Source organism: Sorangium sp. So ce327 (assembly GCF_051530205.1).
Taxonomy (GTDB): Bacteria; Myxococcota_A; Polyangia; order Polyangiales; family Polyangiaceae; genus Sorangium; species Sorangium cellulosum_B.
In genome coordinates this window covers 10,290,822-10,308,860 of sequence record NZ_CP150330.1, presented here as the reverse complement: position 1 = coordinate 10,308,860, position 18,039 = coordinate 10,290,822, and the positions used below count along the sequence as shown (strand labels likewise).

General features: G+C 71.8%; 13 protein-coding genes. 7 read left to right on the top strand and 6 right to left on the bottom strand.

Going from position 1 to position 18,039, the window contains the following annotated elements; all coding sequences use genetic code 11:
- Window positions 1-18 precede the first annotated feature (18 nt).
- On the bottom strand, window positions 19-1,008 hold the full coding sequence (locus WME95_RS38555; RefSeq protein WP_437904301.1) for a helical backbone metal receptor: 990 nt from the start codon (window positions 1,006-1,008) through the stop codon (window positions 19-21).
- Window positions 1,009-1,179: 171 nt separating this feature from the next.
- Between WME95_RS38555 and WME95_RS38550 the strand changes: the two genes are divergently transcribed.
- Window positions 1,180-2,532 carry a serine/threonine-protein kinase gene (locus tag WME95_RS38550; protein ID WP_437904300.1) on the top strand — a complete coding sequence of 451 codons (1,353 nt, stop codon included), beginning with the start codon at window positions 1,180-1,182 and terminating at the stop codon, window positions 2,530-2,532.
- 220 nt (window positions 2,533-2,752) lie between these two features.
- On the opposite strand, the gene WME95_RS38545 is transcribed toward WME95_RS38550, so the two are convergent.
- The gene (locus WME95_RS38545; RefSeq protein WP_437904298.1) at window positions 2,753-3,352 is read right to left on the bottom strand and encodes a DUF2231 domain-containing protein; all 600 of its coding nucleotides are present in this window, start codon (window positions 3,350-3,352) and stop codon (window positions 2,753-2,755) included.
- A 477-nt stretch (window positions 3,353-3,829) separates the two neighbouring features.
- Between WME95_RS38545 and priA the strand changes: the two genes are divergently transcribed.
- Window positions 3,830-6,295, top strand: coding sequence for a replication restart helicase PriA (gene priA / locus WME95_RS38540; RefSeq protein WP_437904297.1), 2,466 nt, complete (start codon window positions 3,830-3,832; stop codon window positions 6,293-6,295).
- A gap of 48 nt (window positions 6,296-6,343) precedes the next feature.
- Here priA and WME95_RS38535 read toward each other — a convergent pair whose 3' ends face one another.
- On the bottom strand, window positions 6,344-6,925 hold the full coding sequence (locus WME95_RS38535; protein WP_437904296.1) for a hypothetical protein: 582 nt from the start codon (window positions 6,923-6,925) through the stop codon (window positions 6,344-6,346).
- A 349-nt stretch (window positions 6,926-7,274) separates the two neighbouring features.
- Here WME95_RS38535 and WME95_RS38530 point away from each other — a divergent pair, with 349 nt between their 5' ends.
- Window positions 7,275-7,721 carry a helix-turn-helix domain-containing protein gene (locus WME95_RS38530; RefSeq protein ID WP_437544900.1) on the top strand — a complete coding sequence of 149 codons (447 nt, stop codon included), beginning with the start codon at window positions 7,275-7,277 and terminating at the stop codon, window positions 7,719-7,721.
- A gap of 12 nt (window positions 7,722-7,733) precedes the next feature.
- Here the strand turns inward: WME95_RS38530 and WME95_RS38525 are convergent, their stop codons facing one another.
- Window positions 7,734-8,279, bottom strand: a complete 546-nt coding sequence (locus WME95_RS38525; protein WP_437904295.1) for an RNA polymerase sigma factor — start codon at window positions 8,277-8,279, stop codon at window positions 7,734-7,736.
- A 611-nt stretch (window positions 8,280-8,890) separates the two neighbouring features.
- Between WME95_RS38525 and WME95_RS38520 the strand changes: the two genes are divergently transcribed.
- The 4 genes from WME95_RS38520 (at window position 8,891) to WME95_RS38505 (ending at window position 14,408) form a co-directional block, all read left to right on the top strand.
- Window positions 8,891-9,808 carry a prephenate dehydratase gene (locus WME95_RS38520; RefSeq protein ID WP_437904294.1) on the top strand — a complete coding sequence of 306 codons (918 nt, stop codon included), beginning with the start codon at window positions 8,891-8,893 and terminating at the stop codon, window positions 9,806-9,808.
- A 291-nt stretch (window positions 9,809-10,099) separates the two neighbouring features.
- A complete protein-coding gene (locus WME95_RS38515) occupies window positions 10,100-12,193 on the top strand; it encodes a PPC domain-containing protein (RefSeq protein ID WP_437904293.1) in 2,094 nt (697 codons plus the stop codon).
- Window positions 12,194-12,619: 426 nt separating this feature from the next.
- On the top strand, window positions 12,620-13,726 hold the full coding sequence (locus WME95_RS38510) for a hypothetical protein (RefSeq protein WP_437904292.1): 1,107 nt from the start codon (window positions 12,620-12,622) through the stop codon (window positions 13,724-13,726).
- A gap of 118 nt (window positions 13,727-13,844) precedes the next feature.
- Complete coding sequence (locus tag WME95_RS38505; RefSeq protein ID WP_437904291.1) at window positions 13,845-14,408, top strand: DinB family protein; 564 nt, start codon at window positions 13,845-13,847, stop codon at window positions 14,406-14,408.
- A gap of 32 nt (window positions 14,409-14,440) precedes the next feature.
- Here WME95_RS38505 and WME95_RS38500 read toward each other — a convergent pair whose 3' ends face one another.
- Window positions 14,441-16,516 (bottom strand): bifunctional metallophosphatase/5'-nucleotidase, encoded by a 2,076-nt coding sequence (locus WME95_RS38500; RefSeq protein ID WP_437904290.1) that lies wholly within the window; start codon window positions 16,514-16,516, stop codon window positions 14,441-14,443.
- Between the two features lie 91 nt (window positions 16,517-16,607).
- Complete coding sequence (locus tag WME95_RS38495) at window positions 16,608-17,891, bottom strand: diaminopimelate decarboxylase (protein WP_437904289.1); 1,284 nt, start codon at window positions 17,889-17,891, stop codon at window positions 16,608-16,610.
- Window positions 17,892-18,039 lie beyond the last annotated feature (148 nt).

The window sequence follows — 18,039 nt, the reverse complement described above, 5'->3', positions numbered from 1 at the left end:
CCGACGCTGGCGCGTGCATCAGGGACGGGCGGCGTCGACGATCTCGCGCAGCCGACTGAGCCCCTCGAGCGCCCGCGCGCCGTACCACATGAGGTCCTTGCCGTCGCACCTGATCACGTGGCCCCGGCGGGCAGCGGGGATGTCGAGGGAGCGAAATATTGCCGCGTCGGCGTCGCTGAAGGCGTGCGGCTCATCGGGCAGCAGGACGAGCTCCGGGGCGCGGGCGATCACCTCGTCGAGGGTCACGCGGGGGTAGCGGAGGTCGCGGCCCTCGACGCGCTCGGGGGGCAGCGGCGGCGCCTTGCCCAGGTCGGCCGCGAGCGGGTAGCGCCGGGGCCGATCCTCGAAGACGTTCTGCGCGCCCACGAGATCGAGCATGTCGGAGAGGAACGTGTCGCCGTGGACGGTCATCAGCGGGTCCATCCAGATCGGGACGAAGGCGCGGATCGGCGGGCGCTCGCGGCGGCGCGCCTCGGCCGCGGCGTGGGCGCGGTAGGCGGCCGCGACCAGCTCGCGCGCTGCGGCCTGCGGCGGCTGGCCCGGGGCGCCCTCGGCCGGGGGTGCGGGCGCGCCGGGCTTCGCCGCGGCGTGCCCGAGCAGGCGCGCCAGCCGGGCGAGGTGCGCCACGCCGTCGGCGACCCGCTTCGGGAACGAGACGAGCACCCGGAGCCCCGCGGCGTCGAGGCGCTCGATGTCGCGCTTGCTGTTCTCCTCCTGGTTCGCGACGACGACGTCGGGCTCGAGCGCGGCGATCCGGTCGACGTCGGCGTCCTTCGTGCCGCCGACGAGCTCGATGCCCTCGACGTCCTCGGCGGGCGCGACGCAGTAGCGGGTGCGGCCGACGAGCCGATCCCGGGCGCCGAGCCGGAGGAGCGAGTAGGTGTCGCTCGGCACGAGCGAGACGATGCGCCGCGGAGGGGAGCGCCACTCGTGCTTGCGCCCCCGGTCGTCGACGATGCGGATGAACGACCCGGCAAAGGCCGCTCCCCAGCCTGCGCTGAACGCCATGCGCCGGATGTAGCCCGCCGCCGCGCGCGCTGCACGTGAACTGACGAGGACTGACGTGAACTGACGTGAACTGACGTGGACCGCGCCGCGCCTGAGCTGCGCGCCCCGGGGCCTGAACAGCGCCGCGTCCACTTAGTTGGCCCGCCCGGGCGAAGTCTGCGACGACGGCTCGTGCAGATCGATCGCCTCGATGTGCGTCGCGGAGGCACGCTCCCGTACCCGCCTTCCGGCCTGCCCGCTCTCCCCCTCGGCGCCGCGCGCGAGGAGACACCCCGCCGCCGGGCTGCGCCCCGCGGGGGGCGGCTGCTGCCGTGCCAGATCGGCCGCTACACGCTGTTCGATCACATCGGCCAGGGAGGGATGGCCGATCTCTACCTGGCCCGGGTGCGCACGGACCTCGGCGCCGCGCGCCTCGTCGCCATCAAGGAGGTCGCCCCGAGGTTCGCGCACGACCCGCGCTTCGTCGAGATGCTCGCGAGCGAGGCCAGGCTCGCGGCGGGGCTGCGCCACGCGTCCATCGTGCAGGTCGAGGACCTCTGCCGCGAGGACGGCTCGCTCTTCATCGCGATGGAGTACGTCGAGGGCCTCGACCTGCGCGAGCTGCTCCGCCGCTGCGCGCGCCAGAAGGTGAAGTTCCCGGTCGCGTTCTCGCTGCTGATCATCGCCGAGGCGCTCCAGGCGCTCGCGTACGCCCACCGGAAGGGCGTCGTGCACCGCGACGTCTCGCCGTCGAACGTGCTCCTGAGCTTCGAGGGCGAGATCAAGCTCTGCGACTTCGGCATCGCCCGCGCGCACGAGCGCTGCGGAGCCATGGACGAGGCGCTGCAGGGCAAGGCCGGCTACATGAGCCCCGAGCAGGCCCGGGGCGAGGCGCTCGACGCGCGATCCGACGTCTTCGCGGCGGGCATCCTGCTCTGGGAGCTGCTCGCCGGCCGGCGGATGTACAGCGCCGGCGCCGCGCTCTCCAAGGAAGCGGCGCGGGGCGATCTGCTCGAGCTCGCGCGGCGCGCGTCGATCCCGCCGCTCGTGGAGCGCGGGCTCCCCGACGAGGCGGCGCTCCACGCGATCGTGGCGCGGGCGCTCGCGATCGCGCCCGACGAGCGCTACCCGAGCGCGGCGGCGATGCTCCAGGACATCGCCGCCTACGCGGCGGCGGCCGAGCTGACGGCGAGCCCGCTGCGCTTCGGGGCGTGGCTGCGCGACAACTTCGGCGCGGAGCTGGTCGCGCCCCGCCGGGCGCGCGAGCGCGCGGTGCGCGCGCTGGAGCTCGGTCCGCCTGCGGTGATCGAGCCGATCGCGACCGCGGCCATCGCGCCGGGCGCGGGGGAGGCCGTCACGCCGAGCGCGATGGACATCGGCGCGCAGGGCGCAGAGGCCGCCGCGCCGGCCCTGGCCGAGCCCCCGCCCTGGGTCAGGGCGCAGCCTCCGCTCGCTCGCCCGCGGCAGCGCTGGCTCGTGCACAACGCGCTGCTGTTCGCCCTCGCCGCGCTCGTCATCGCGGGCTGCTATCTCGCGGCGCGCTAGAAGCGACAAACGGGTTGAAACCACGAGAAAAAGCAAGAGTTTCACAGGGAGGCGGGGAGGCGGGGAGCGAGAGACGGCAAGAGGGAGAAGTTCATTTTTCTTCCTCCCCGCCTCCCCGCCTCCCTGTGAAAATTCTCCGGGTTTCAACGTGATGGGCGTTCCAGCGCCCGCTCGGGCGAGGAGAACGTCGCGCCTCGCTCCCGTCCGGCGCCCGTCGCCGTCAGCCCGCGTCGGCGATCGGCGCTTCGGGCACGGGCACCTGCATCTCCGGCCTCCGCTCGCACGCGTCGGTGCCGATGCCGACGCCGTAGCGGTAGATGAGCTCTCCGCCGAGCCAGCCGCTCGCCCCCGCGAGGCCGAACCCCGCGGTCGACAGCGCGATCCCGAGCGGCCGCAGCCCGATCGCCCGGGAGGCGAGCGAGGCGCCGTACAGGCCGGCGATCGCGAGGTTCACGGCGCCGTGGACGAAGCCGATCCGCTTCGCGGGGCCGAGGGTGGTGCTCCAGTCGGCAAGCCCGGCGAAGGTGGCCACGAGCGCCCCGCCGAGGCCGATGGCCGCGGTCGCGTCCGCTCCCCGATCGAGACGACGCCGCCTGCGGCCGACGCCGGCGAGATCGAGCACCAGCGCGCAGGACCAGGCGCCGATGGGGATGGTCACCAGCACCGGGTGCAACGGGTGCCCGAGGAACTTGCCATGCAGCACCTTGGCGACCGTCGGCGCTCGCCTCAGGACGGATTGGATGCCGCGCTGAAGCGGGTCCGCGATCCGGTCGATCCAGTCCTGCTCCTCGATTCCCCCCAAGACTGCGGTTCCGATCATGTTCCCCTCCTCCGAGGCGCGTGGCTGCGCGGATTTCCAGCGCATGGCGCCCGCCCCGCCGAGCGTCCAGCGGTGAACCCCTGACCGGATCCGGAGCAATCGGCGGACCCCGCGGGAGCGGGTCGGGCGTTCCCATGCCCTCCCGCGGCGCGTGCCGCTGCGACGCTCGAGCAGGCCACGCAGTGCGCTTTTGCAATGGTGCTTTACCGAAATTTCAGGTTCGAAATCGACGAGCGCCCCATCTGAAGTGAAATACGTTCGAATCGCGAATCCCGCGGATGGCATGGACGGTGCTCTATGTCCGGCCAGCGCTGCCGGCGCGGCCTTCCCCCCCCCGAGGCCCCGGCGGCGCTTTTTTTTGGAGTCTTTCCTTTCGGGCCCGGCGCGGCGCCCGCGCGCACGCCCTGCGTTCCTCGTCCCGGGCGGCGTTCTCTGGTATCTCGCCCGTGCCGCGCTGCGCGCGGCCTCCCCGGAGCGATGCCCCTCCTCGCCGACGTCGCGGTGCCCGTCCCGCTCTCGCAGGCCTTCACCTACGAGGTCCCCGCCGCGCTCGCCGGCGAGGTCCGACCGGGGGCGCGCGTCCTCTGCGAGTTCCATCGGCGCAAGCTGCTCGGCGTGGTGCTCGCCGTCAGCGAGCGCAGCGCGGCCATCGACCCGTCCAAGATCAAGCCGCTCGCGGCGCTCGTCGACGCGCGCCCGGCGCTGCCGGCGGAGCTGCTCGCCTTCCTGCAGGAGCTCGCCGCCTACTACTTCGCGCCGATCGGCGAGGTGCTCCGCCTCGCGCTGCCGGCGATCGAGCGCGAGCAGGTGCGCGCGCTCAAGGCCCAGGGGGAGCTCGGCGGCGTCCTCGACCTCGGCCGCGCCAAGCAGGTCGGCGGCCGCCAGGTCGCGTACGCGAGCGCGACCGACGTCGTCGAGGAGCCCGGCACGCTCCGCGGGCAGGCCGCGGCGGTGCTCGCGCTGCTCCGGGCGAACGGCGAGCAGCCGGTCGCGCGGATCGAGGAGCGCTTCGGCAACGCGCGCAGCGCCCTGAAGAAGCTCGCCGAGCGCAACCTCGTCGCCCTGGACGAGCGCGAGCCGCCGCGCGACCCGTTCTTCCGCCGCGCCGAGGAGCGCGACGTGCCGCCCGAGCTCAATGCGGCCCAGGCCGAGGCCGCGGCGCGCATCGACGCGGCGCTCGCGGCGCTCGCGCCGTCCGGGGGAGGGGAGCACCCCGCGAGCACCCAAAAGGAGCCGCGGCCCGCCGGGCAGGAGCCGCGGCCCGCCGGGCAGGAGCCGCGGCCCGCCGGGCAGGAGCCGCGGCCGAGCGCGTTCCTCCTCTTCGGCGTGACCGGCTCCGGCAAGACCGAGGTGTACCTGCGCGCCATCAAGAGCTGCCTCGACCGGGGCCGCGGCGCGCTCGTCATGGTGCCGGAGATCGCCCTCACCCCGCAGCTCGTTGCGCGCTTCCGCGCCCGCTTCGGCGACGAGCTCGCCGTGCTGCACAGCGGGCTGAGCGACGCCGATCGCCACGCGATGTGGGCGAGCCTCCACGTCGGCAAGGTGCGCGTCGCCATCGGGGCGCGCTCCGCGCTGTTCGCGCCGGTGCCGGACCTCGGCCTCATCCTCGTCGACGAGGAGCACGACGGCTCGTTCAAGCAGGAGGAGGGCGTGCGTTACCACGCGCGCGACATGGCGCTGCTCCGCGCCCACCGCGCGGGGGCGGTGTGTGTGCTCGGCTCCGCGACCCCTTCCATCGAGTCCGTCGCGCTGGTGCGCCGCGGCAAGCTCGCCGAGCTGCGCCTGCCGGACCGCGCGCACCGCGAGGCCAGCCTCCCCGAGGTCTCGCTCGTCGATCTCCGCCGCTTCCGCGCCGGCCCCTCGGGCGATCCGCTGATCTCCTTGCCGCTGCACCGCGCGCTCGAGAAGACGCTCGCGGCGAAGGAGCAGGCGATCCTCTTCCTGAACCGCCGCGGCTTCGCGCCGAGCGTCGTCTGCGGCTCGTGCGGGACGCTGACCACGTGCGACGCCTGCTCGGTCGCGCTGACGTACCACCGCGGGCGGCGCCGCGACCCGCGCCCGCCTTCGCCGGGCGGCGCGCCCGCGCCCGCGGCGCCGCTCGACGAGCGGCCGGAGGGGGGGCGGCTGCGCTGCCATTACTGCGACTATGCGGGGCCGCTGCCGGACCGCTGCGGCGCGTGCGGCGCGCGGAACCTGCTGCTCGAGGGGCTCGGCACCGAGCGGCTCGAGGCCACGATCGCCGGCTCGTTCCCGGAGGCGCGCGTGGCGCGCCTCGATCGCGACGTCGCCGGCAAGGATCGCTCGCAGGCGATCCTCGCGAGGATGCGCGAGGGCAAGATCGACATCCTTGTCGGCACGCAGATGGTCACGAAGGGCCATGACCTGCCCAACGTGACCCTGGTCGGCGTGGTGAACGCCGACGCCGCGCTCGGGCTGCCCGACTTCCGGGCGGCCGAGCGCGGCTTCCAGCTGCTCGTGCAGGTGGCCGGACGCGCGGGGCGGCGCGACCGCCCCGGCCGTGTGCTCATCCAGACGCGCAACCCCGAGCACCCGGCCATCGCGTTCGCCGCGGCGCACGACGTGCCTGGCTTTCTCGAGCGGGAGATCCGCGAACGCGAGGAGGTGGGTTATCCGCCCGCCACGCGCCTCGCGCTGCTCCGGATCGACGCTGTCGACGAGAGCGTGGGGCGCGGCGCCGCGGCGAAGCTCGCGGCCCACGCCCGCACCTGCCCCGAGGGGGCCGCCCGGCGCGTCGAGGTGCTCGGCCCGTCGGCGGCGCCGATCGCGCGGCTGCGCGGGCGCTACCGGTTCCGGGTGCTCCTCCGGGCGCGCGATCGCGGTCCGCTCCGGGGGGCGCTCGCGGCGCTGACCGGGCTGATAAGGGATGGCCTTGACCGGAACGCCCGGGTGATCATCGACGTGGATCCGGTCGCCATGCTGTGACGGGCGATCCCCGGGAGACGGGCGCGCTCGCTGCGCCAGCGGCGCTCTCTATCGAGATCCACGCGCGGTGAGCTCGCCGAGCGCGTCGCGCGACGCGCGCGAGAGCCGCTCGAACTCCGCGCCCAGCCAGTCGAGGAACGCCGCGTCCCACGTCGGCCCTTCCGGGCGGGAAGCGACCGCCTCGGCGAGCTCACGGTCCCAGCGGCCGTAGACGTCCCGGAGGAGCGCGTGCGCCCGGCGGCTCTCGGCGGACGCAGGATCCGCCTGGCCGTCCGTGCGCTCGGCGAAGGCGTCCTCGCAGAGGAAGTAATTGCATGTCGCGGCCCGCCGCTCGGCGGGGACGGAGCAGCCGCGCGCGCCGTGATAGACGCACTTCGATTGCCGCGGGGCCGTGCGCTCCTCCCGCTTCCGCACGCGCCGGAGCTCGAGTCCGCGGCTCACGGGGAGCAGGTTGCCTGCGGCGATCTGCTCGAGCAGCCAGCCGCGGCCGTCGAGGGAGACGATGCGCCCGATGTCCGTCCAGTCGAGCTCGGGCGGGCTGACGCAGCACCCCGCGGGGCCCTGCGGGCACTGGGCGCACAGCGTCGAGTGCAGCCGGGTGTGCTCTGCTGAAAGCTCCAGACGGATCATCGAACCCCTTGCCGTCCCCCGGAGGGGTCGAGACACGCGCTCGAACCAGCGCACATCCTGCCAGCGAACGCGCCAGGAATGACAGAAGCGCCCCGCGGCTGCAACCGACGCAACCGACGCAACCGACGCAACCGACGCTGACCCCGCGTCGACCCGAGCGGCGGCCAAGCGCGCCTCCTCACCGGCATAGCGATCGAGAAGCGCGAGAACTCGCACTCCCGGGCGCTCTTGGAGGAGCTGAATCAGTTAAAGTAAGTAACGGACATCGACGTGCGCCCCCGCGAATGCAGGGTGAAGCGTGCGATCGTCCTTTTCCGGCCGCGGCGGGAGTTGATAGGCTGCGCCGGCCATGAGCGATGCGCTTCCCAAGGAGGTCGGTCGAGCCATTCGCGTGCTCCGGCAGCTGCACGGGCTCACTTACGCCGAGTTCGCCGAGAAAGCGCGCCTCTCGGCGACCTACCTGCGGCAGGTCGAGCGCGGCGAGCGCGATCTCGGGCTCGGCGCGCTGGCGCTCATCGCACAGGGGCTCAACTGCGATGCTCGGCTCCTCCTGCCCGGCGACGGGAGGAGCCCGGTCTCCGCGGTCGTCGCCGATCGCTTCGATCGCGCGCCCGAGGCGCTCCAGGAGGCGCTCCTCTTCCTGTTGATCGAGCCCGACGACTCGCCGAAGAAGCAGGCCATCCTCGCGCTCATCAACGAGGATCCGGATCGCGCGCGGCCCCGCTCGCGGCCTCGACCCGAGGAGCGCGGGTCGCGCGGCTCCGCCCCCTCGTCATCGAACCGCCGCGGGCGATGAGCCCCTGAGCCGTCACGTCCGCGCGGACCAGCCCGCGACGCGAGGTGACCCGGCGCCGGACTCCGTCCGGCCGCCGCCCGGCGCCTCTGCTCCGGGCATCGACGCGAGGCGCCGCATGGCCAGCTGCTGAAACGCGGCGAGCGCTCGGCTCCGCCGCTTGTACGCCGTCGAGAGGGGGATTCCCGCCCGGCTCGCGAAGTCCGCCATGGGCACGCCCTCGATGTCGTGGGCCGTGAGGATCGCGCCGAACTCGGCGTCGAGCTCGCGCAGGACCGCGCGCGCGAACAGGCGGTCGCACGCCGAGATGATCTGCTCCTCGGCCGAGGGCTCGTCGAGCTCTGCGTCGAAGTCGTCAGGCAACGGGTCCTCCCTCCGGCGCCGCTCGCGCAGCCCGTAGTGGGACGCGGCGTGGACAGCGATCTTGTTCAGCCAGCGGTCGGACGGCCCGAGCTCCGGATCGTAGTTCCCGAAGCTCTCATGCGCCGCGAGCATCACGTTCTGGGCGATGTCCCAGCGATCCCGCCGCGGGACCCCGAGGAGGCGAAGCCATCGGCGCACGAGCACGATCGTTTTCTTGTTGAAGATCCGCCAGTAGGCGCCTTCTCTGTCGTTCGGCGGCCCTGAACCGTGGCCTCCACGCCCCGTTCCCGACATCGCGTAACGATCGTTATCACAAGAAACGGAACTTGCAAAATCTGGTCGGGGCGATCACAGGCGAAATTCGATCGAAAAAGTGGTCGAATGTGTGTTCGTGTGGTTATCTCCTGCGCCACCCTCCGCCTGCGCAATTGCGCGCATGCAGGCCGAATCGCTCGGGAAAGCGCTGCTTGACGATGGTTCTCGGGATGTAACGATCGTTCCTCACCTGAACCGCGTCAGGGGGCCTTCCGGCATCGTCGGCAACGATGGTGCTCCCGCCTGGCTGATGAAGCGCGATCGCCGCGCGGGTGGGCTCGGCGGCTGCCTGGTGCACCGCGGGGGCTGGCGCCTCCTCGCGCGGGCGGACGCCGCCGCTTTCCTCGCTGGACGCCGCCGCATCGCGCCGGTAGACAGGCGGCGCTCGATGCACAGCTTCCATCGAAGGATGCCGGCCCCACGGCGGAGCGGCGCGCCCTGCGGGGGGCGCATCGCGACCGTCCGCGCGGGCGCCGGCGAGGCGCCCATCGCTCATGTCGGCTGACGCGGGGAAGCCAGGGACGGCGCGCGGCGACGACGCGGCGCCCGCGGAGAGCGACGCGGCAGGGGCCCCGGCGCAGCGCCGGCGGGTCGCCTACTTCGGGCGGCCCGGGACGTTCAGCCACGAGGTCGCGTCCCGGCGCTTCGGCGCGAGCGCGGACCTCACGCCCCGGCGCACCATCTCGGAGGTGTTCGACGCCGTGGCCGGCGGCGCGGCGACCTACGGCGTCGTGCCGATCGAGAACGCGCTGGGCGGCCCGATCTACGACACCGTCGATCAGCTGATCCGCCGCGAGGGCACGGGCGCCGCGCTCGCCGTGTGCGAGGAGCTCTCGCTGCACGTCACGCTGTCGCTCCTCGGCAGGGCGGGCGTGGCGCCGAAGCGCATCTATTCGCACTTCGTCCCGCTCAAGCACTGCGGCGACTGGCTGCGCGAGACCTACCCTGACGCGCAGATCCTCGAGGCCGAGAGCACCGCCGAGGCGGTCGAGCGCGCGGCGCAGGACGGCGAGGCCTGCGCGATCGGCAACAAGGGCGCGGCGGCCATCTACAAGCTGGAGATCCTCGTGCCGAAGCTCGGCGCGAAGGGCGAGAACATCACGCGCTTCTTCATCGTCGGGAGGGCCGCGGAGCCGCCGGCCTCGGGGGGGCGGACGCTGCTCCTGTTCGGGCTGGACCACCGCCCGGGCGCCCTGGTCGCGGCGCTCTCCGCGCTCGGGAGACACCACATCAACCTCACGCGCATCGTCTCTCGCGCGCTGCCGGACAGCCCTGAAGAGTACCTCTTCCTCGTCGAGTGCGAGGGCAGCACGGAGGAGCCTGCGTTCAAGGAAGCCCTCGCGCTGCTCGAGCAGCACGCGACGGGCGTACGCTCGCTCGGCTCGTTCCGCGTCAGCCAGAAATACGAGTAGGCGCCCCGGGCCGACCCGACGACGATCGCCGAGCCGCGCGGTCATCGGACGTACGCGCGGCGCGGCCCGTGCGTCGGATGACCGCGAGTCCACCGCGGCGGACGCGCGCCAGCCGCTCGTCGCGTGGGCGCCCCCACGCGCGGGGAGAACAACGCCGCTGCGAAGATGGGAATATCTTCGCGCGGGGTATCCCGCGTGACTCATGCGCTCTTTTCAATAACCACTTACCCCTCGCCTGTGACTAGAACGCTCGGCAGGTGCGGTCTCGCACTCCTCACTAGGCAAGGTGTCATGGATCTACATTGGCGATGGCTCTTCGTGGTGGTGCCGGCGCTCATGGGTTCTCTGGAAGCGTGTGATGTGGACCCATGGGAGTCGGAGTTGACGGTCGAGAGCGAGGTGCAGAGCGGCGGGGCGAGCCAGAAGCGCCTCCCCGCCGGCGCGAGCTGCAGCTGCGATGCGGACTGCGACGGCGAGGCGGCCGTCTGCATGCTCGGCATCTGCATGCAGCGCGCGGAGGGGCTGTGTACGGCGCCGAACAGCGAGGAGGGCTGCGCGCCCGGCTCTCGCTGCTTCGACACGGACATCCTGACCGACTCGGGGGTGTGTTATCCCCTCTATGATCCAGAGACCTGCGATGGCGTGCAGAGCCGTCATGGCCTGTGCTCTCCCCGGCGCGGCGACGGGTGCAACGCGGCCTGCGGCGCGGCGTGCGCGGAGGATACGGTCGGCGCCGGGGAGATCGGCGCGGCCTGCGACGCCGACGAGGCGTGCTCGCTGCGCGGCGCGACCTGCTATCGTGACGAGGATCCCTCGGCGCCGAACGGCTGGGTGGAGGGGTACTGCCTCGCCTTCGACTGCGAGAGCGACGACGAGTGCGGGCCAGGCGCGGGCTGCTTCCCCGCGGCGGAGGGCGGCTCGCCCGTGTGCATGAGCACCTGCGGCAGCGATCTCGACTGCCGGCCTGGCTACGTCTGTCACACCGTCGACGGCGAGGGCAGGTCGGCCTGCTTCGCCGGCTGCGACGGCGCGTCGACCTGCCCGGAGGGCACGACCTGCCTCGGGGAGCTCTGCGTATCGGACGATGTCGCGTGCTCACTCGACGTCCCGTCCGGCTGGTGTCCGGAGGGCAGCTCCTGCGATGGCGGCGCGTGCCGCAAGGGCCCCTCGGCCTGCGGCGCCGAGGGCGACGCCCTCGAGCCCAACGACGACCTGGGAGCCGCGGTGACAGCGCCCATGGGCGTCACGAAGGACCTCACCCTCTGCGAGGGGGACGAGGACTGGTTCAAGATCGTGGTGCCGGAGCGGACCATCGTCCGCGTGGGCATCCGGTTCCGTCAGGCCGCCGGGGACATCGATCTGGTGGTCTATGACGGCGTGGGCCGCCTGCTCGGCGCGCGCGACGGCGCGCAGTACCCGTACTCGTACCGCGATCAGGAGACGGACACCGAGTTCTACGGGTTCTACTCCGAGCGGGGTGGCGCCGAGTACTTCGTCCGGGTCGTCGGTCACGACGGCGCGCAGAACGTCTATGGCCTGGACGTGACGTCGACTCCGTATGTCGACGGCCCGAGCTGCGTGGACGCCGGCTTCTCGTTCGACGAGTGCGCCGGCTTCGGCGAGCGCGGCGGCGGGCTCTTGCCGTTCCCGTTCCCCGACCTCGACGACTCGGTGGTCGGCGGCGGTTACATCTGGGAGACGTTCAGCAATTACCGCTTTGCCCGGCGCGAGCTCATCATGCTCGTCCGGGACGCCCTCGCGGAGACGCTGCATGCGTTCCCGGGCACGACGCCGCTCTCGCTGATCGACGTCTGCCAGATCAACGGCGTCACGCCCGGCTACGACGTCGACAGCCCCCGTCACCCCGAGTCGACGCACGACCAGGGTGGCAACATCGACATCGCCTATTTCCAGACGGACGGATCGAACGATGGGGAGATCATCTGCGGAGACGGGTCGAAGCACGAGGACGGGTACTGCTCTTCGGCGGCGAAGCGGAAGCACATCGTCGACCTCGAGCGGGAGGCGTTCTTCATGGCCAGGCTGTTCCGCTCGCCCCGCACGCGCGTCATCGGCGTGGACAAGGTCATCGCGCCGTTCCTGTCGAGGACCGCGGCTCGGCTGAACGCGCTTCCGGCCCGGGATCGGCGGAAGATCACCGACGACGAGCTCGCGAGCTTCTCGGACCGGATGGCGTACGGCGAGGGGTGGCCGTATCACCACCACCACATCCACCTCAGCATGGACTGGTGGCCGAAGAAGACCGCGGCCGGCGGCGGCACGCCGGAGGCGTCGTTCGCGGCGCCGCCCGCCATCCATCGTTCGCCCGCGCTCGCGGCCGAGCAGCGGATGGTGTGGCCACCCCGCCCCGCGATCGTGCGGTGAAAGGTCGCTTGCGCGATCCACATCCATCCTGGAAAAGTGCGCTGTATCCACAGCGCACTCATGCATCGAAGGATGCCTCGTCTTGCTCCACAGCCGCTGCCTGCGGGGCCTTCTACGAGGCGACGTGCAACAAGCAACCGATGCCGGCCTGAGCCATGGGATTCCCCGCGGTGATCGAGGTTCTTCGCACGTGGATCCAGGGGGGCGTGCAGGCCCCTGTCACCCTTGATACCTGACGCGCCGATGCGCGTGAAACGGCAGAGGATAACTACATAAAGGCGGGAATATGGGATCAGCTCGGGTCCCGCCTTCCACGCCCCGCGCCGCCATGCTTTACTGTCGCCGTTCTTGGGAAGATGTTGCCGCCTTTTCGGCGCCTTGTCCGCCGGACGGACAGGTCATCGACCACCTGAGGAGAGCTGCTTTATGAGCAAGGAACGAGATACCGAGACCCAGGGCCCGTTGTTCAAGGTCGTTGACCGGCGGCAGGCGCTCCTGGGGCTGGGAGTGATTGCCGTCACCGTGTCGTGCGGAGATGGCAGCGAGTCGGAGGACCCCAGCGGCGCCGGCGGGGGCTCTGCGAGCTCCGGGGGCAATGGGACCACGGCCTCGGGTACCGGAGGAGGCGGGTCCGACCCCGGCACCGCCACGTCGAGCTCGAGCGGCGCGGGACCGGCCACCTCCACCACGGCAGGCACGGGCGGCTCGGGCGAGGGAGGCTCCGAGCCGGGCACGGGAGGCGCGGGAGGCAGTGGCGGCAGCGGCAGCGGCGACGGCCTCCAGGCACCGCCGTTCGACGATGTGCCGACGTGCAGGGCGATCAACAAGACGGACGGCGCCGGTCAGGGCCCCTTCTTCATTCACGAGCTCGAGAAGAACGACGACATCTCCCTGATCCGGCAGGACATTCGTGGTCGCTACAATGAGAGCGCGCCGGAGGGTGTGGAGATGCACCTCCACCTGCGCGTTGTCGACCTGAGCGCGCCCGGCTGCGATGGCAAGGGCGTCGGCCTGCCCGATGTGGACGTTTACATCTGGCACACGGACGGGCAGGGGTTCTACAGCGGCTTCGGGACGAGGGGTGCTGCCAGCGAGCAGAAGCCCGACTCGCCCTATGCGGGCAGGCCGGGTCAGAACGATCTCAACAACACGGACCGTTTCTGTCGCGGCGTGCAGACCACGGACGCAAACGGCGTCGTCTCGTTCCGCAGCATCTTCCCCGGCTGGTACAACGGCCGCGACGTTCACATCCACTTCGTCTGCTTCAAGAAGGGGTCGATGTCGAAGGGTCGCACCACGTACCAGGGTGGAGACCACATCTTCACGACGCAGTTCTACTTCGAGCCCACCTTCACCGACTCCGTCCATACCAAGTACGAGCCGTACAAGGCGCGCACCACCGGCAGCCTGGCGAATTACTACCAGGGCGCCATCAAGGCCGACGAGGCGGGCAACAGCGGCCTCCGTGCCAAGGCCGTGATGGAAGGGGACATCGTGATCGCCCAGATGCAGATCGCGGTGAATCCGGGCTAGGCAGGGCGGGCTCGCTCCCTCGAAGAACAGTACGGAAGGGCCTGCTCGGCCGCGCGGTCGTAGCTCGGTGCGCGGCGCGGGCAGGATGAGGGACGGCAGGCATGCTAGGGTCGGGGCCATGAGACACGATGGCCCTGACGCCGCTCCCTCGTCGATGCCCGGCGAGGTCGGCGGCTACTTGCTACGGCAGTTCGAGATAGCCTGGCAGCTCACCAGCTTTCACCTCGACGGGCTCTCCACCGAAGAGTGCTTGTGGCGCCCTGCTGACCAGGGATTGCACGTTCGTCAAACCCCCGATGGCCAGTGGCGCGCCGACTGGCCGGAGCACGAGGGCTACGATCTCGGCCCGCCGAGCATCGCGTGGCTGACGTGGCATCTCGGCTTCTGGTGGTCCATGGCGCTCGACCACGCCTTCGGCGATGGCGCCCTCACCCGCGAGAAGGTGACGTGGCCTGGCAACGCCGACGACGTGCGCGCGTGGCTCGGAGGGCTTCAGGGCCAGTGGCGAGCGGTGCTCGAGCAGGTTACCGACGAGGACCTGCGCTCGACACGACGGACGCGATGGCCTTTCCAGGACCGCCCGTTCGGTGACGTCGTCGCGTGGGCCAACGTCGAGCTCACGAAGAACGCCGCCGAGATCGGCTATGCACGCTTCCTCTATGCACGAAGGCCGCGCAGCTAGGGGGCGAGCTTGCGCGGCTCCAGGAGGCCCGATCAGGGCACGATCGTGATCCGGTCGAGCGCGGGCGGGGAGACGGGCGAGTTCGCCGCGAAGTAGTCCCGCAGCGCGTCCAGATCCAGCGCGCCGCCGAGCCGGTCGGTGCCGTCGTTGAGCACGGTGAAGCCGTCTCCGCCCGTCGCCAGGAAGCTGTTCACCGTCACCCGGTAGGTCCGCTCCGCCTCGATCGGGACGCCGTTGAGCCGGATCGAGGCGTTGTCGACCTTCGCGCCGACGGGCGCGCTCTGGCTGTAGGTGTACGTGAAGCCGTTCGAGACCTGCAGGATCACGCTCCGCAGCACGCCCCCCGCGTCCACCCGGAACTGCTGCTCCAGCAGGGTGTCGATCTCCGCCCCCTTGAGGGTCATCACGACAAGGCTGTTGCCGAAGGGCTGCACCGCGAACACCTCGCTGAACGTGACCACCCCGTCGCTGACCTCGGTGGACGAGGCCGCATAGGTGAGGTCCGTGCGGACGCCGCCCGGGTTCATGAACGCGATCTCGGCACCGCCGGTCCTCGGGTCGCGCGTGGCGGCGAGCTGGGCGTCGGCGATCACCGTGCCCATCGGGAACAGCCCGGCGCCCATGGCCGGGACCGTGCGGTCGAGCGTCGCGGTGATGGTGCCGATCTGCACGTTGGCCAGCGGCGCCGCGAGGTCCTTGTAGCGCGTCACCAGGGTGCTCACGCCCGCGTCGGGCGCTTCGCGCGTCACGATGACGTTGTTCGCCGTCTTCGCCGTCACGTCGCCCGTGCTCTTGCTGATCTCCAGATCGATGTCCGTCACCAGACGGCCGAACGACGCCGCGCTCGTCACGATCTTGTCGCCGAGGATGCAGTTGTACGCCTGATGGGTGTGCCCTGAGACGATCACGTCCACGGCGGGGTCGATGTTCGTGGCGATGTCGACGATGGGGCCAGAGAGGCCCGGGCACTCGTTGAAGAGGCCTGTGGGGAGCCCTCCCTCGTGGAGCAACACGACGATCGACTCGATGCCCTGCGCCTGGAGCTCCGGCACGATGTCGTTCACCGTGTCGACCTCATCCATGAAGGACAGCCCCGCGACGCCGATCGGCGTCACGATGGACGGCGTGTCCTCCAGCGTCATGCCGATGAAAGCGATCTTCACGCCGTCGAACTCGCGGATGTCGTAGCGCGGGAAGAGCGTCCTGCCGCTCGTCGTGTCCACGACGACGTTGGCGGCGAGGAACTTGAAGTTCGCGCCCGGGAAGAAGGTCCCGTCCGTGCAGCCGTCGGCCGGGCTGCACCCGCCGTACTGCATCCGGAGGAGCTCCGCTGTGCCCTTGTCGAACTCGTGGTTGCCGACGCCGTTGATGTCGAGGCCGAGCAGGTTCATGGCCTCGATCGTGGGCTCATCGTGGAACAGCGCCGACACGAGCGGGCTCGCGCCGATGAGATCGCCGGCCGAGACCACCACGGTGTTCGGGTTCGTGGCGCGGAGCGCGGCGATGCGGGACGCCAGGTAAATGACGCCGCCGGCGTCCACGGTGGTGTTGGTGGGTGTGGCAGGTACGGTGATCCTGCCGCTGCTGCCTGTGGGGGGCTCCAGGTTGCCGTGGAAGTCGTTGAAGGCGATGATCTGAACGCTCACGGTGTCGCCGCCGGAGCCGCCGGAGCCGCCGGAGCCGCCGGTGCCATCCGAGCCGCCGGAGCCACCGGTGCCGCCCGAGCCGCCGGAGCCGCCCGAGCCGCCGGTGCCACCAGAGCCGCCCGAGCCGGCAGCGCCGGTGCCACCGGAGCCGCCCGAGCCGCCGGAACCACCGGAGCCGGCAGCGCCGGAACCACCGGAGCCGCCGGAGCCGGCTGCGCCGCTGCCGCCGGAGCCACCTGAGCCGGCTGCGTCGCCGCCGGAGCCGGCAGCGCCGCCGCCCGCGCCGGTACCCGTCGCGCCGCCGCCGCCGCTGCCGCTGGACACCGAGGCGGTGGTCGTCGCCCCGTCATCGCCGCAGCCCGCGCTGGCGACCGGCGGCACGCACAGCGCGGCTCCGAGGAGCGTGACCCGCCACGCTTGTGCGCATCGCCCGGGGACCCACGAAGCTCCGCTCGATCTCATCTCTGCTCCTCCACGCCGCAGCGCTCGCTGCTCCATGGTGCCACATGCTGGATTCCCCTGGAAACGGTCATGTGAACGCCGCGCGGCGGGCTCATGGCCGGCCGCGGCCGCGGCTCCAGAACGCTACGACGTCCTCTGGCAGCTCGCGCTCGCGCAGGACCCGGAGGTCGTCGGCGTCGACGCCGAGCACAGCAGGGATGCCGCGGCTGCAGTGGCGGGACCACATGCTCAGCGTGTAAGCCCCCGTGTCGCGGATGAGCACGAGATCGCCGGGCGACAGCTCCGGAAACGCGAGATCGCGGGCGAGCACGTCGCCGCCGAAACAGAGCGGGCCGCCGAGGGTGCACGGCGAGAGCGGCCCCCCCTTGGGTTCGGCCTCGGGATCGAGCGCCATGAAGTCATGGTGCCAGTCGTCCGGGTGATACGCGCGGCGCAGCAGGAAGTCGGCGCCGAGGTGAAGGATCGCGGTGCGCCCGGCCGAGTCCTTCTTCACATACTCCACCCGCGAGACCGCGAAGCCGCAGCCCGCCTGGATCCAGCGCCCGAACTCGGTGATCAGCGTGGTCCCCTCCTCGAAGAGCGTCGGCACCTCGCGCCGCAGCGCGGCCGCGTAGTCCTCGAGCGCCGGGGGGCGGTCCGTGCTCCGGTAGGCGACCGGCAGACCGCCGCCGATATCCATGGTGCCGGCGGCGAGCGGGCCCATCGCGCGCCGGAGCTCCTGGCGCAGCGCCTCGACGCGGCCGATCCCGTCGATGAGCTGCGAGAGCGCGCACCCCTGCGAGCCGACATGCACGTGCAGCCCGGCGAGCCACGGGTACCGCGCAAAGGCGGCGCGCACCGCGTCCGCCTGTTCCAGAGGGACCCCGAACTTGGAGCGCCGATCCGCGACGCTGGTCAGGGCGATGCTGGAGGCCCCGACCTGCGGGTTGATGCGCAGCCCGATGCGGCTGGCCACCCCCCCGTGACGGACGAGCTCGTCGATGCGTCCGAGCTCATCGAGGTTGTCGGCGTTGAGCCGCACGCCCAGGCGGAGGGCCTCCGCGATGTCGGCGCGGGACTTCGCGGGAGAGTCGTAGACGATGCGGTCGGGAGGGCAGCCGGCGGCCAGCGCGAGCTTCACCTCCTCGAGGGAGGCCGCCTCGAGCCCCGCGCCGCAGTCGACCGCCGCCCGCAGGACCTCGACGAGGGGGTTCGCCTTGATCGCGACGGTGTGGAGGGCGCCCGGCGGAAACGCCGCGCCGATCCGTCCGATGCGCGCCCGCATGCGCCCCAGATCGTGGAACAGGACCGCCGGCTCCACATCCATCCCGCGGCGCCGCGCCTCGCGGAACGCGCGCGCCATGCTCCCGGGATCCAGCCGATCCGTGTCGCTCATGGAACCTCCCTGCCGCAGTCTGGCGCCCCGGAGGGCGATTGTCCGCCCCGCGCCGGCGCGGCGAACGGAAGAGGTGCCCTGTTTCCTCGAATTTTCGTGACGCTCGGCGGGCAGCGGGCAGGCGCCGTCCCGGCTCGCCGAGGGGTGG

Bases quoted from the DNA above. Each gene is read 5' to 3' on its own strand.
- WME95_RS38520 (WP_437904294.1), top strand. From the start codon at position 8,891: ATGTCGGCTGACGCGGGGAAGCCAGGGACGGCGCGCGGCGACGACGCG.
- WME95_RS38535 (WP_437904296.1), bottom strand. From the start codon at position 6,925: ATGATCCGTCTGGAGCTTTCAGCAGAGCACACCCGGCTGCACTCGACG.
- WME95_RS38500 (WP_437904290.1), bottom strand. From the start codon at position 16,516: ATGAGATCGAGCGGAGCTTCGTGGGTCCCCGGGCGATGCGCACAAGCG.
- WME95_RS38510 (WP_437904292.1), top strand. From the start codon at position 12,620: ATGAGCAAGGAACGAGATACCGAGACCCAGGGCCCGTTGTTCAAGGTC.
- priA (WP_437904297.1), top strand. From the start codon at position 3,830: ATGCCCCTCCTCGCCGACGTCGCGGTGCCCGTCCCGCTCTCGCAGGCC.
- WME95_RS38530 (WP_437544900.1), top strand. From the start codon at position 7,275: ATGAGCGATGCGCTTCCCAAGGAGGTCGGTCGAGCCATTCGCGTGCTC.
- WME95_RS38555 (WP_437904301.1), bottom strand. From the start codon at position 1,008: ATGGCGTTCAGCGCAGGCTGGGGAGCGGCCTTTGCCGGGTCGTTCATC.
- WME95_RS38495 (WP_437904289.1), bottom strand. From the start codon at position 17,891: ATGAGCGACACGGATCGGCTGGATCCCGGGAGCATGGCGCGCGCGTTC.
- WME95_RS38515 (WP_437904293.1), top strand. From the start codon at position 10,100: ATGGATCTACATTGGCGATGGCTCTTCGTGGTGGTGCCGGCGCTCATG.
- WME95_RS38505 (WP_437904291.1), top strand. From the start codon at position 13,845: ATGAGACACGATGGCCCTGACGCCGCTCCCTCGTCGATGCCCGGCGAG.
- WME95_RS38545 (WP_437904298.1), bottom strand. From the start codon at position 3,352: ATGATCGGAACCGCAGTCTTGGGGGGAATCGAGGAGCAGGACTGGATC.